Source organism: Oleisolibacter albus, assembly GCF_003336875.1.
Lineage (GTDB): Bacteria > Pseudomonadota > Alphaproteobacteria > Azospirillales > Azospirillaceae > Niveispirillum > Niveispirillum album.
Genome location: NZ_QGNJ01000002.1, coordinates 358,448 through 372,280, shown reverse-complemented (window position 1 = coordinate 372,280; position 13,833 = coordinate 358,448). Strand labels below are relative to the sequence as shown.

The following is a 13,833-nucleotide window of genomic DNA, read 5'->3' as shown; positions in this document are numbered from 1 at the left end:
GATGCACTGTCTTAGAGACTGAACCGTTCCCCAAGATAGACCCGGCGCACGTCCTTGTGCGCCACGATCTCGGAGGGTTCTCCCTCCATCAGTACCACACCGTCGTGGAGAATGTAGGCCCTATCGACGATCTCCAGCGTTTCGCGCACATTGTGGTCGGTGATCAGCACGCCGATGCCGCGCTCTCGCAGATGGCTGACCAGTTCGCGGATGTCGTTGACCGCGATGGGGTCGATGCCGGCGAACGGTTCATCCAACAGGATAAAGTGGGGCTGCGAGGCCAGCGCCCGCGCAATCTCCACGCGGCGGCGCTCGCCGCCGGACAGGGCCAGGGCCGGGGTCCGGCGCAGATGGGTGATGCTGAACTCCGCCAGAAGCTCATCCAGCATCTGCTCGCGCACATCGCGGTCCGGCTCCACCACCTCCAGCACGGCGCGGATGTTGTTTTCCACCGACAGGCCGCGGAAAATGCTGGCCTCCTGCGGCAGATAGCCGATGCCCAGACGGGCACGCCGGTACATGGGCAGGTCGGTGACCGCCAGCCCGTCCAGGGTGATGCTGCCGTAGTCCGGCAGGATCAGGCCGGTGATGATGTAGAAACAGGTGGTCTTGCCAGCACCATTCGGCCCCAGCAGTCCCACGGCCTCGCCGCGCTTCACCGACAGGCTGACGTCGCGCAGCACCGGCCGGCCCTTATAGGCCTTGCCCAGCTTGGTGGCGATCAGGCCGGTATTGTTGGTGACCAGCCGCGGCCCGCTGGCCGCGCCCTCGGCGGGCGGCGTCGGCGCGGGCGGCTGGGGCAGCTCGGGCGTGCGAGGCTTCATGGTTGTTTGGCTCCCTGACTGGTGCCCTGGGCTGGCTGGTTCTGCGTGTTGGACTGCGGAATGAACAGCCCCCGCACGCGGTCATCGCCACCCGGCTTCGCTGCGCCGCCGCCCCCCGGCGCCGTGGACAGCAGGCGGCTGATGCCGGTGTCGAGATTGACCTCGGCCGCCTTGCCGTTGAGCTGGTTCTGCCCGCGCGTGATTTTCACATTGCCGGTCAGAATTGCCAGTTTCTTATTTATGTCATAGGTGCCCCGGTCCCCGCGGGCCACCTCCGACGGTGTCGTCACCACCACATTGCCGTCGGCATCGATACGGGTCATCTCCTGCCCGCCATCGGCCTTGTCCTCCAGCAACCCGACCAGCCGGTCGGCACGGATGCGGTTGTCGTCGCGCACGGCGACAGCATCGCCGCGGGCCACCGCCAAATTCTGCTGACGCCAGAACTCCAGACTGTCCTTGGCCGTGACCACATCCGTTTCCGTCACCAGACGCAGGTCGCCGCCGGTCAGCACGGCCACGCCCCTATCCACGTCATACACGCCGCGGGCACCATAGGCTGTCTGTTCCTTGCCGCGAATCTCCACATTGCCGTCGGCGGCCAGCCGATAGATCTCGTTGCCGCCATTGGCCGTCTCACGGAAATAGGCCGCGAGGGTCTCGGCCTTCAGCGTCATATCGCCCTGGGTCGCGGAGGCGCCACCGCGGGCAATGGCGACCTTTTCCTTTTCGTGAAACTCGAAGCCGCCCTCGGAGACCACGTCGATGGGTTTGTCGCCGCCCAGTTGCAGGCTTGCCGGCTCGGCCACGGCCGGGTGCATCACCGCCCCCGGCAGACTCCAGGCCACCGTCACCAGCAGCCCCGCCATCATCACTCCTGCCATACGACCGGACGTCATCCGGGCCTCCCCGACTCGCCTTGCCCGGTCAGGTGCAGCCGCGCCCTCCCGGTGAATACAACAGTATTGCCATCATCCAGGATACGGAACCCACCGGCATCGACATGCCCCATCGGCCCCTGGCCGCTGACCGGAACATTGCCCCAGACCAGCCCCTTGCCGGTATCCAGCTCCGCCTGGTCGGTGCTGAACTCGTAGCCGCCGTCATGATAGAGAGTCACATTGCCCTCAAGGGACAGGCGGCCGCTGGTCTGGTCGTAGCGGCCACGGTCGGCCTTGAGATTGAGCCAGGTGCCGCCTTTCAGCGTGATCTCCGCCTCCGGACTGCCCAGATCGACCATGGACCCGCCATTACCGGTCTGTTGCACGGTCTGGGCGCGAACCTCGAACGGGCGGGCGGTGGTATCCACCCCGACATAGCGGGCCCCGACCATCTCCAGCGATCCTGCCTCAGGTCCTGCCTTCGATCCGTCGCCACCGGTGAACAGCGGCCAGATCAGGATCAGTCCCAGGGTCGCCGCGGCCAGAGCCGGCAGAGCCACCTTGGCCAGATTGACCAGACGCGTATGGGCGTGGGCATCGCGCAGCCTCTGGTGCGGCCGCATCAGCGCCGCGGCCACGCTTGCATGGCCCTTCGCCGCCCCAGCCTGCGGCGGGGGCGTCCGGTCGGTCTGGCGGCCGTCGGAGTCGGAAGAGGAGGCCATCGGGCTTAATTGTCGTCCAGAGAGGCTGAGGTTCAGGGAGAATGCTGCTCAGGAGCCTGTTCTTCGGGGTCGGAATTTCCAGAACCGGCCTCGACCAACAGATCCGCCTGGAAACTGTATCCGACCGCGGAATCGCCGGTCAAACACACGGACGGAGTTCTCGCCCCTGTCGCGGCGACGATCAGTGACGCCGCGCACAGGACATCGCCAGATCGCCGGCAGGCAGATCAGTGGGCGAAGATGTCGGGCTCGTCCCAGCCACCCAGATCCAGCTTGCCGCGCACGGGCAGAAAATCGAAACAGGCCTGCGCCAGCTCCATCCTGCCCTCGCGGATCAGCATCTCGTCCAGCCTGGCCTTCAGCTCATGCAGATAGAGCACGTCGCTGGCGGCATATTTCAGCTGCTCGGCGGTCAGTTCGGCCGCCCCCCAGTCGCTGGACTGCTGCTGCTTCGACAGTTCCACCCCCAGCAGGTCGCGGCAGAGATCCTTCAGCCCGTGTCGGTCGGTGAAGGTGCGCACCAGCTTGGAGGCGATCTTGGTGCAATAGACAGGCGCGCAGGTGACGCCGAGATAGGCCTGCATCACGGCCACATCGAAGCGGGCGAAGTGGAACAGCTTCAGAGTCTTCGGGTCGGTCAACAGCCGCTTCAGATTAGGGGCCGCGTACTGGCCCTGGCGCAGCTGCACCAGATGGGAACGCCCGTCACCGGCAGAGAGCTGGACCAGACAGAGACGGTCGCGCGCCGGATTCAGGCCCATGGTCTCGGTATCGATGGCCACCACGGGGCCGAGGTCCAGGCCGTCAGGCAGGTCGCCGTCGTGAAGATCGATGGGCATGGCGGGCGGTGCTCCAGGTCACGGGGTGCCGGCCCCGCGCCGGGTCCGGCGGACAGCGGGCCGCGCGAACACGACCCCGGAAAACACATGAGGCCGCCGGGAGACCGGCGGCCCATCATGCATGCCTGACGACGTTGGTGCCCAGGAGAAGACTCGAACTTCCACGCCTTGCGGCACAGGTACCTGAAACCTGCGCGTCTACCAATTCCGCCACCTGGGCGTCGTCCGGCAAGCCGGTACTCCTACACTTTGACAGTCTGGCCCACGCACTTGCGGTGACCTGACTGCATAACCGAACGACGGAGTGGTGCCCAGGAGAAGACTCGAACTTCCACGCCTTGCGGCACAGGTACCTGAAACCTGCGCGTCTACCAATTCCGCCACCTGGGCGTCGTCCGGTGAGCGGGGTGTTTACTGATCCGCCGCCCCCCTGTCAACAGCTTCTTTTCGGCCCTTCGCAGCACGGCCGGCAGACGCCCGGGGCCGCGGGCGATGCAGGCTGCCGGGAGGATGGCGTCTGGAAAGGGCATGCCGGCTTGGCTATAAGCTTCAGCCGCGTGATCGTTCCGCACAGGCGCGGCACGTATGGAGATTCTGGAGATCGGCCGGCGCACGGGCCGACATGGGATGGAGAGGTCGATGGTCTATCGCTACCGCGGTGCCGTGGTGTTCGGCGGTTCCGGCTTCCTGGGCCGGCATATCATCCAGCGGCTGGCGCGCACGGGCTGCATGATCCGCGTGCCGTCGCGCCATCCCGGCGACGCCAACTTCCTGCGCACGGCCGGCGTCCCCGGACAGGTCGTGCCCATCGCCACCAACATCCAGGACGATGCCAGCGTGGCTGCCGCCGTGCAGGGGGCCGATCTGGTCATCAATTTGATCGGCATTCTGGCCCCGTCGGGTAAATCCAGCTTCGACGCCGTCCAGGCCGATGCCGCCGGCCGCATCGCCCGCGCCGCCAAAGCCGCCGGGGTGGAGCGTCTGGTGCAGATGTCGGCCCTGGGTGCCGATGCCGGTTCACGGTCGGCCTATGCCCGCAGCAAGGCGGCGGGTGAGCAGCAGGTGCTGGCCGCCTTCCCCGATGTCACGATCTTCCGCCCGTCCATCGTCTTCGGGCCGGAGGACGGCTTCTTCAACCGCTTCGCCCAGATGGCGACGCTGCTGCCCTTCCTGCCGCTGATCGGCGGCGGCCACACCCGGTTCCAGCCGGTCTATGTGGGCGATGTGGCCGATGCGGTAATGGCCGCACTGGCCACCACGGAGTCCAAAGGCAAGACCTACGAACTGGGCGGCCCGCGCACCTACAGCTTCCGCGAGCTGATGGAGCTGACGTTGCGGCAGATCGGCCGACCGAAGAAGCCGCTGCTGTCCATCGGCTTCGGCTTGGCGTCGCTCCAGGGTGCCATCCTGGAGAAGCTGCCGGGCAAGCTGCTGACCCGGGACCAGGTGGAACTGCTGAAGCGGGACAATGTGGTGTCGGGCCAACTGCCCGGCCTGGCGGATCTGGGGGTCAGCCCGACCGCGGCCGAGGTGATCCTGCCGACCTATCTCGACAAATTCTGCCTGGGCGGCCGCTTCGTGCGCAACGCCGGCAAGGCCGGGCGCGGCAAGCCAGCCTGAGACCCGGACGGCCCAGCATCAAGACAGCCGATGTGCATAGGGCCGGTCCGCACGACCGGCCCTTTTCCGTTGTCGTCCGGCCAGGGCTCACGCCCCTCCCGGCGACTCACCCCCAGAGATAGAGCCCGACCAGGAACAGGCTGCCGGCAGCGATGCGGTACCAGGCGAAGGGCGCAAAGCCGTAGCGGGTGACGATGCCCAGCAGCAGCCGCACCGAGGCCAGGGCGGCAATGAAAGCCACGACGAAGCCCACGGCGATCAGGCTGGCGCTGTCCACGCTCAGCACGTCCCGGTTCTTGTAAACATCATAGACCGTGGCCCCGAGCATGGTCGGAATGGCCAGGAAGAAGCTGAATTCGGCCGCCGTCTTGCGTTCAACCCCCATCAGCAAAGCGCCAATGATGGTGGCGCCCGAGCGGGACACACCGGGGATCATGGCCAGACACTGGCAAAAGCCGATCTTCAAGGCCAGCGGGAAGCTGAACTCCTCCACGGCATGAACCTGGCTGGCCGGCAGGCGCCGCTCTACGAACAGGATGACGAAGCCGCCGACGATCAGGGCGACACAGACGACCACCGGATCGAACAGCACCCCCTTGATGAAACCATGCAGCTTGGCACCGATGACAGCCGAGGGCAGGAAGGCCAGGATGATGACAGCGGCGAAACGGCGGGCCCGGGGATCGGAGGGCAGATTCACCAGTACGGTCCACAGCCGGTGGAAATAGGTGACCACCACGGCCAGGATGGCGCCCAACTGGATCACCACTTCGAACACCTTGCCGGGCGGCCCTTCCCACCCCAGCAGCGTGCCAGCCAGAAGCAGATGGCCGGTGGAGGAGACGGGAAGGAATTCCAACAGTCCTTCGACGACGCCGAGAATGACGGCATCGAGATAGGTGGCGAGATCGGTCAAGATCGTTGTCCCCGACAACAGGGTTCGCAGGCGCACCGCTTATATCAGCAACTTTCCTTTCAGGCGACCCGGCCAACGGCACGATTGCCGATACGCACCGGCATCCGGATTGCCGGCTGTGACGTGGGACCGCGCCCCTGGCGGGCATCCGGGCCGACCCGTCATCCTTGATTTCCCGGAACCCTGTCCTGGCGCCGCAGCCTGGCGCGGACTCAGGCCCATGAAGCCGAAGATGGCTGCGACATAAGATCTTAAAAATTCATCATTGAAATCAGATTGATATAACAAGATTGTCTCTTTTCGGACCTATTTTTCAAACTAAGAACGGTTCTCAACTGCCAAACACCAAAACTCCGCCCTCTGCGTGCGCAGCATAGGTCAGTTGCACTGACCTATCGTCAAAGATTCATTGGATCAGCGCCATGATCCGATTTATATGTTCGGCCGACCAGCGCTGTGCGAAAGGGAATTTCTCCGCTTTCGCACCGTCGTTCCGATCCAGACCGACAGCCCACACGGGCCGCACAGGACCGGGCGACAGGCGATCGGGGAACGACACGGGGCGGTTCAGGGGATTGGCGCCATGGCACAGCAGAAGATGCTGGGATTCGTGCATACCGGGCAGCAGATGCCGGACAAGCGTCCGGCCGCCGAGCGGCGGCACGATTTCGCCGAGATCTATGCCCGCTTCAGCGACCAGGGTGCGGCGCAGCAGGCCGGGCGCTGCAGCCAATGCGGCGTCCCCTTCTGTCAGGTGCACTGCCCCGTCTCCAACAACATCCCGGATTGGCTGAAGCTGACGGCCGAGGGACGGCTGGAGGAGGCCTATGAGATCTCCCAGGCCACCAACAATTTCCCCGAGATCTGCGGTCGCATCTGCCCGCAGGACCGGCTGTGCGAGGGCAACTGCACCATCGAGCAGTCCACCCATGGCACCGTGACCATCGGCGCGGTGGAGAAGTACATCACCGACACCGCCTGGGAACGCGGATGGGTCAAGCCGATGGCCCCGATCCGGGAGCGGACGCAGAGCGTGGGCATCATCGGCGCCGGCCCCGCCGGCCTGGCCGCTGCCGACCAGCTGCGCAAGAAGGGCTACCAGGTCCATGTCTATGACCGCTACGACCGCGTCGGCGGCCTTCTGGTCTATGGCATCCCCGGCTTCAAGTTGGACAAGGAGGTGGTGCTGCGCCGCTGGAAGCTGCTGGAGGACAGCGGCGTCCAGTTCCATCTGGGCGTGGAGGTCGGCCGCAACACCGACATGCGGGTGCTGCGCGCCCAGCACGACGCCATCCTGATCGCCTGCGGCGTCTACAAGGCCCGCGACCTGGGCGGTCCCGGTGCCGGGCTGGACGGCATCGTCCCCGCCCTGGACTATCTGACCGCCAGCAACCGCGTCACCCTGGGCGACACCGTGCTGGACTACGAGACCGGCACGCTGAACGCCAGGGACAAGAACGTCGTCGTCATCGGCGGCGGCGACACCGCCATGGACTGCGTGCGCACCGCCATCCGCCAGGGGGCGACGTCGGTGAAGTGCCTGTACCGCCGCGACCGCCGCAACATGCCCGGCAGCCAGCGCGAGGTGGCCCACGCCGAGGAGGAGGGCGCGGAATTCGTCTGGCAGGCGGCGCCGGAGGCGTTCCTGGGCGATGCCCACGTCACCCATGTGCGGGCCCACCGCATGCATATGGGCGTGGCTGACGCCACGGGCCGCCAGACCCCGCTGCCCATCGAGGGCAGCAGCTTCACCCTGGATGCCGATCTGGTGATCAAGGCCCTGGGCTTCGATCCCGACGACGTGCCGGCCCTGTTCGGCATGCCCGAGCTGAAGGTCAGCCGCTGGGGCACGGTGCAGGTGAAGTACGGGACCATGATGACCAACCTGGACGGCGTCTTCGCCGCCGGCGACATCGTGCGCGGCGCCTCGCTGGTGGTCTGGGGCATCAAGGACGGCCGTGACGCAGCGGAAGGCATCCACCGCTTCATCCAGGCCAGAGCCGCCGCACCGGCCGCGGTGGCAGCGGAGTGATCCGCACGCCGCAGGTCGGGCCAAGCGCCGGCGATGCCCGACACCAAGCGGCCGGACACAAGCAACCCATGTCGGGCATCGGCTTTGCCTCGGCCCGACCGCCCCTTAGCAACGCCCCACGGGGAAGTCTTCCACCCATGCTCCGCCTCTACGACAATCTCTCCTCCGGCAACGGCTACAAGTGCCGCTGGCTGCTGACGCAGCTGGGCCTGCCGTTCGAGCGGGTGGAGGTGGATATCGACCGCGGCGAGAGCCGGACGCCGGGGTTCCTGGCAATCAATCCCAACGGCCGCATCCCGGTGCTGCGGGTGGGACCGGACGACCATCTGGCCGAGAGCAACGCCATCCTGCGCTATCTGGCCGAGGGCACGCCCTTCTGGCCCGAGGGCAAGCGCGAGAAGGCGGCCGTGCTGCAATGGCTGTTCTGGGAGCAGTACAGCCATGAGCCCAACATCGCCACCGCCCGATTCTGGATCACCCACCGGCTGGAGATGACGCCGGAACGGGCCCACGCCCTGGTGATGAAGCGCGAGATGGGCCACGCCGCCCTGCGGCAGCTGGAGGGCCATGTGCTGCGCCAGGACTGGCTGGTGGGCGACCGCTGCACCATCGCCGACGTGGCGCTCTATGCCTACACCCATGTGGCGGAGGAAGGCGGCTTCGACCTGGACCGTTATCCCGCCGTCCGCCGCTGGCTGGACCGGTTCGCCGCCCAGCCCGACCATATCCAGATCACCGACCGGGTGGGGACCGAGCGTCCCTTCGACCCGGCCCTGTTTGCCTGAAGGGGGCCTTGCCATGACCGACGCCACGCCGAACGCCGGTGACCTGTTCGCCCGGAACTATGCCGCGAACAAGGCCCTGCTGGACACCGCGGCCTTCGTCGACACCATGGAGCATGATGCCTGCGGCGTCGGCTTCATCGCCAGCCTGGACGGCAAGCCGCGCCGCTCGGTGGTGACCAAGGCGGTGGAGGCCCTGTCCGCCCTGTGGCACCGCGGCGCCGTGGATGCCGACGGCAAGACCGGCGACGGCGCCGGGATCCATGTGCAGCTTCCGCAGAGCTTCTTCCGCGAGCATGTGGCCCGCACCGGCCATCCCGAGCCCAAGGGTCTGATCGCCGTGGGCCAGGTCTTCCTGCCACGCACCGATCTGGCGGCGCAGGAGCGCTGCCGCGCCATCGTCGAGACCGAGGTGCTGAACTGGGGCTACACCATCTATGGCTGGCGCCAGGTGCCGGTGGACATCTCCATCATCGGCGAAAAGGCCAACGCCACCCGCCCCGAGATCGAACAGGTGCTGGTCGGCCACGGCAAGGACGTGACCCAGGAGCAGTTCGAGCGCGACCTCTACATCATCCGCCGCCGCATCGAGAAGGCCGTGGCCGGGGAACAGATCGCCGGCTTCTATATCTGCACCCTGTCGTCGCGCTCCATCATCTACAAGGGCATGTTCCTGGCGGAACAGCTGACCAGCTTCTATCCCGATCTGGTGGATGAGCGGTTCGAGAGCAATTTCGCCATCTACCACCAGCGCTATTCCACCAACACCTTCCCCACCTGGTGGCTGGCCCAGCCCTTCCGCTGCCTGGCGCACAATGGCGAGATCAATACGCTGCGCGGCAACGTCAACTGGATGAAGGCGCACGAAACCCGGATGGACCACGAGGTCTTCGGCGCCCATATCGAGGATGTGAAGCCGGTGATCCCCGTCGGCGCCTCCGACAGCGGTGCGCTGGACGCAGTGTTCGAGCTGATGGTCAAGGCCGGCCGCGCCGCACCCATGGTCAAGACCATGCTGGTGCCCGAGGCCTATTCCAACAAGGAGCTGATGCCCCAGGCCCACAAGGACCTGTACAGCTACGCCAACGCGGTTATGGAGCCGTGGGACGGGCCGGCTGCCCTGGCACTCTATGACGGGCGCTGGGTCATGGGCGGCATGGATCGCAACGGTCTGCGCCCCATGCGCTATGTCATCACCGGTGACGGGCTTCTGATCGCCGGGTCCGAAACCGGCATGGTCAAGGTGGACGAGCCCACGGTGGTGGAGAAGGGCCGGCTGGGGCCGGGCCAGATGATCGCCGTCGATCTGGCCGAGGGCCGTCTCTACCATGACCGCGAGATCAAGGACTGGCTGGCCGGCCAGCGCCCCTATGGCAAGTGGACCAGCCACATCACCGCCCTGGACGATCTGGTGAAGAAGGCGCCGGTGGAGCCGGCCGAACTGTCCAAGGATGCGCTGCGCCGGCACCAGCTGGCCTACGGCATCACCATGGAGGATCTGGAGCTGATCCTGCAGCCCATGGTGGAGGACGCCAAGGAGCCCATCGGCAGCATGGGCGATGACAGCCCCATCGCCGTGCTGTCCGACAAGTACCGCGGCCTGCACCACTATTTCCGGCAGAATTTCAGCCAGGTCACCAACCCGCCCATCGACAGCCTGCGCGAAACGCGGGTGATGAGCCTGAAGACACGGCTGGGCAATCTGGGCAACATCCTGGACGAGGATGCCGGCCAGTGCCGGCTGCTGCAGCTGGAAAGCCCGGTGCTGACCACGGCCGAATTCCGGGCCATGCGCGACTATATGGGCGCCACCGCGGCGGAGATCGACTGCACCTTCGATCCCACCGCCGGAGAGAACGCGCTGCGCGACGCCCTGCGCCGCATCCGCCAGGAGGCCGAGGACGCGGTGCGCGGCGGCGCCACCCATGTCATCCTGACCGACGAGGATATGGGACCGGACCGGGCCGCCATGCCCATGATCCTGGCCACCGGCGCCGTCCACACCCATCTGATCCGCCAGCAGCTGCGCACCTTCACCAGCCTGAACGTGCGCTCCGGCGAGTGCCTGGACGTGCATTACTTCGCCGTGCTGATCGGTGTCGGCGCCACCACGGTGAACGCCTATATCGCCCAGGAGGCCATCGCCGACCGCCATCGCCGCGGCCTGTTCGGCACCATGGGCCTGGACGAGTGCCTGAAGCGCTACAAGAAGGCCGTCAATGACGGCCTGCTGAAGATCATGTCCAAGATGGGCATCAGCATCATCAGCAGCTACCGCGGCGGTCTGAACTTCGAGGCCATCGGCCTGTCGCGCAGTCTGGTGGCGGAGTTCTTCCCCGGCATGCCGTCGCGCATCTCCGGCCTGGGTCTGATCGGCATCCAGGAGGAGGTGCAGGACCAGCACCGCCTGGCCTTCGCTGAGGAAAGCGTCGCCCTGCCGGTGGGGGGCTTCTACCGCTTCCGCAAGGGCGGCGACCGCCATGCCTGGGAAGGCGGCCTGATCCACGCCCTGCAGACCGCGGTCAGCACCGACAGCTATTCCGGCTTCAAGAAATACTCGGAAGCGGTCCACAAGCGCCCGCCGATCCATCTGCGCGACCTGCTGGACTTCCGCCCGGCCAAGGGGACCGTGCCGCTGGACGAGGTGGAGAGCATCACCAGCATCCGCAAGCGCTTCGTCACCCCCGGCATGTCGCTGGGCGCCCTGTCGCCGGAGGCCCATGGCACGCTGAACGTGGCCATGAACCGCATCGGCGCCAAGTCCGACAGCGGCGAGGGCGGTGAGGACCCGGCCCGCTTCCGCCCGGACAAGAACGGCGACAACTGGAATAGCGCCATCAAACAGGTGGCCTCCGGCCGCTTCGGCGTCACGGCGGAATACCTCAACCAATGCCGCGAAATCGAGATCAAGGTGGCCCAGGGCGCCAAGCCCGGTGAGGGCGGGCAGCTGCCCGGCTTCAAGGTGACCGAACTGATCGCCAAGCTGCGCCACGCCACCCCTGGCGTGACCCTGATCAGCCCGCCGCCGCACCACGACATCTATTCGATCGAGGATCTGGCCCAGCTGATCTATGACCTGAAGCAGATCAACCCCGAGGCCAAGGTCTGCGTGAAACTGGTCAGCCGCTCGGGCATCGGCACCATCGCCGCCGGCGTGGCCAAGGCCGGCGCCGACGTCATCCTGATCTCGGGCCACAATGGCGGCACCGGCGCCTCGCCGCAGACCTCGATCAAATATGCGGGCATCCCCTGGGAGATGGGGCTGACCGAGGTGCAGCAGGTGCTGACCCTGAACCGGCTGCGCCACCGAGTGACCCTGCGCACCGACGGCGGCCTGAAGACCGGCCGCGACATCGTCACGGCCGCCATGCTGGGCGCCGAGGAATTCGGCATCGGCACCGCCGCCCTGATCGCCATGGGCTGCATCATGGTCCGCCAGTGCCACAGCAACACCTGCCCGGTGGGTGTCTGCGTCCAGGCCGAGGATCTGCGCAAGAAATTCACCGGTACGGCGGAGAAGGTCGTCAACCTGTTCAGCTTCATCGCCGAGGAGGTGCGTGAGATCCTGGCGTCGCTCGGCTTCCGCACGCTGGAGGAGGTGATCGGGCGCAGCGATCTGCTGCACCAGGTCAGCCGCGGTGCCGCCCATCTGGACGATCTGGATCTCAACCCGCTGCTGGCCGTGGCCGATCCGGGGGAATATGCCCGCTTCTGCACCCAGACCGGCCGCAACGAGGTGCCGGATACACTGGACGCCCAGATGATCAAGGACGCCAAGTCCCTGTTCGAGGAGGGCGAGAAGATGCAGCTCGCCTACAACAGCCAGAACACTTACCGCGCCATCGGCACGCGGATGTCGGCCATGATCACCCGCAAGTTCGGGATGACCGGGCTGCAGCCGGGCCACGTCACCGTGCGGCTGCGCGGCTCCGCCGGCCAGTCGCTGGGCGCCTTCGCCGTGCAGGGGCTGAAGCTGGAGGTGTTCGGCGACGCCAACGACTATGTGGGCAAGGGCCTGTCGGGTGGCATCATCGTGGTCCGGCCGATGACGGCCAGCCCGCTGGAGACCAACCGCAACACCATCATCGGCAACACCGTTCTGTACGGGGCCACGGCCGGCAAGCTGTTCGCCGCCGGCCAGGCCGGCGAGCGCTTCGCCGTCCGCAACAGCGGTGCCACCGTGGTGGTGGAGGGCTGCGGCTCCAATGGCTGCGAGTACATGACCGGCGGCGTCGCTGTGATCCTGGGCGGAGTCGGCGACAATTTCGCCGCCGGAATGACCGGGGGCATGGCCTATGTCTATGATGAGGAGGGGACCTTCCCGCTCTACGTCAACCCCGACAGCGTCATCCATCAGCGCCTGGAGGTGCCCCATTATGAGGAGCAGCTGAAGGCCCTGATCGCCGAGCATGTGGCCGAGACCGGCAGCCGCTGGGCCGCCCAGTTGCTGAACGACTGGCCGCTGGTGCGTGGACGCTTCTGGCAGGTGGTGCCGAAGGAGATGCTTCACCGTCTGCCGGTACCGGTGACGGCGCCGGAACGGCTCAGCGCGGAGTGACCCGCCTCCGGGTGGACCCGGCCCATGTGGACAATGGCGTTGCGGTCGGGGTGACCAACGGGACCTCCGACATGCGCCCCGCCTGAGCCACGGGCCACATCGGCCCCCTACCCTTCCGCCCCCTCGCCCCAGGCCCGTAGCAAAGGCCCATCCCGGCCATAGGCGGGGTCGGTGGTGGGCAGGGGCACGGCGGCGATGCGCGCCTGCTGGGCAATGAGGTCGCCGTCGCCCGGACGGTTCATATCGGGTTCGGTGCCGACGGGATAGGCCCCGACCACCAGGAAATCATCGCTGGCGCCCAGGTTCCTGTGGGCGACACCGGCGGGGATCACCACCAGATCGCCGGCCTGGATCTCGACCGTCACCCCCTGCTCCCCGCCGAAGCGCACCGCCGCCGTCCCGGCGGCGATACCCAGCACCTCATGCGCCGTGGTGTGGAAATGGTGATGGTCGTAGATGCCGTCACGCCAGCCATTGCCCCAGCCATTGGCGGCGAACAGCCGCTCGAAGGCGGATGCCCGATCCCCCTCCCCCGCCAGCACATGCCGGTAGAGCAGCAGCGGGCAGCGGGGATTGTTGGGCACCTCGCCCAGGGCGGACAGGCTGTGGCATTCGACATGGGGTGTGGGCATGGCGTCCTCCCGACCGGACTTACCCCG

Annotated in this window: 10 protein-coding genes and 2 tRNA genes; 4 read left to right on the top strand and 8 right to left on the bottom strand. The window is 66.7% G+C overall.

The genetic code is table 11. From position 1 onward, the window contains the following. Positions 1-11: 11 nt before the first annotated feature. The 6 genes from lptB to DK368_RS04660 all read right to left on the bottom strand — a co-directional run bounded on the left by lptB (position 12) and on the right by DK368_RS04660 (position 3,656). Positions 12-824, bottom strand: coding sequence for an LPS export ABC transporter ATP-binding protein (gene lptB, locus DK368_RS04685; protein WP_240002336.1), 813 nt, complete (start codon positions 822-824; stop codon positions 12-14). Continuing rightward, complete coding sequence (locus DK368_RS04680; RefSeq protein ID WP_114392431.1) at positions 821-1,723, bottom strand: LptA/OstA family protein; 903 nt, start codon at positions 1,721-1,723, stop codon at positions 821-823. Before DK368_RS04680 ends, lptB begins: the two co-directional genes overlap by 4 nt. Continuing rightward, positions 1,720-2,427 (bottom strand): LPS export ABC transporter periplasmic protein LptC, encoded by a 708-nt coding sequence (gene lptC / locus DK368_RS04675; RefSeq protein WP_114392429.1) that lies wholly within the window; start codon positions 2,425-2,427, stop codon positions 1,720-1,722. Before lptC ends, DK368_RS04680 begins: the two co-directional genes overlap by 4 nt. Before the next feature lie 227 nt (positions 2,428-2,654). Further along, complete coding sequence (locus tag DK368_RS04670; RefSeq protein WP_114392427.1) at positions 2,655-3,266, bottom strand: ribonuclease D; 612 nt, start codon at positions 3,264-3,266, stop codon at positions 2,655-2,657. Positions 3,267-3,401: 135 nt separating this feature from the next. Beyond that, positions 3,402-3,486 (bottom strand) — tRNA-Leu (locus DK368_RS04665). 85 nt (positions 3,487-3,571) lie between these two features. Beyond that, positions 3,572-3,656: transfer RNA gene (locus DK368_RS04660), tRNA-Leu, on the bottom strand. Positions 3,657-3,905: 249 nt separating this feature from the next. On the opposite strand from DK368_RS04660, the gene DK368_RS04655 reads away from it, so the two are divergent. Beyond that, entirely contained in the window at positions 3,906-4,886 is a 981-nt protein-coding gene (locus tag DK368_RS04655; protein ID WP_114392425.1) for a complex I NDUFA9 subunit family protein, read from the top strand. A 106-nt stretch (positions 4,887-4,992) separates the two neighbouring features. Here the strand turns inward: DK368_RS04655 and DK368_RS04650 are convergent, their stop codons facing one another. After that, on the bottom strand, positions 4,993-5,802 hold the full coding sequence (locus DK368_RS04650) for an undecaprenyl-diphosphate phosphatase (RefSeq protein ID WP_205028044.1): 810 nt from the start codon (positions 5,800-5,802) through the stop codon (positions 4,993-4,995). 583 nt (positions 5,803-6,385) lie between these two features. Here DK368_RS04650 and DK368_RS04645 point away from each other — a divergent pair. The 3 genes from DK368_RS04645 (at position 6,386) to gltB (ending at position 13,174) form a co-directional block, all read left to right on the top strand. Then, positions 6,386-7,834, top strand: coding sequence for an NAD(P)-dependent oxidoreductase (locus DK368_RS04645; protein WP_114392423.1), 1,449 nt, complete (start codon positions 6,386-6,388; stop codon positions 7,832-7,834). Between the two features lie 137 nt (positions 7,835-7,971). Next, positions 7,972-8,619 (top strand): glutathione S-transferase family protein, encoded by a 648-nt coding sequence (locus tag DK368_RS04640; RefSeq protein WP_114392421.1) that lies wholly within the window; start codon positions 7,972-7,974, stop codon positions 8,617-8,619. A gap of 13 nt (positions 8,620-8,632) precedes the next feature. Next, the gene (gltB, locus tag DK368_RS04635) at positions 8,633-13,174 is read left to right on the top strand and encodes a glutamate synthase large subunit (protein ID WP_114392419.1); all 4,542 of its coding nucleotides are present in this window, start codon (positions 8,633-8,635) and stop codon (positions 13,172-13,174) included. Between the two features lie 107 nt (positions 13,175-13,281). On the opposite strand, the gene DK368_RS04630 is transcribed toward gltB, so the two are convergent. After that, a complete protein-coding gene (locus DK368_RS04630) occupies positions 13,282-13,806 on the bottom strand; it encodes a cupin domain-containing protein (protein ID WP_114392417.1) in 525 nt (174 codons plus the stop codon). Between the last annotated feature and the right edge of the window lie 27 nt (positions 13,807-13,833).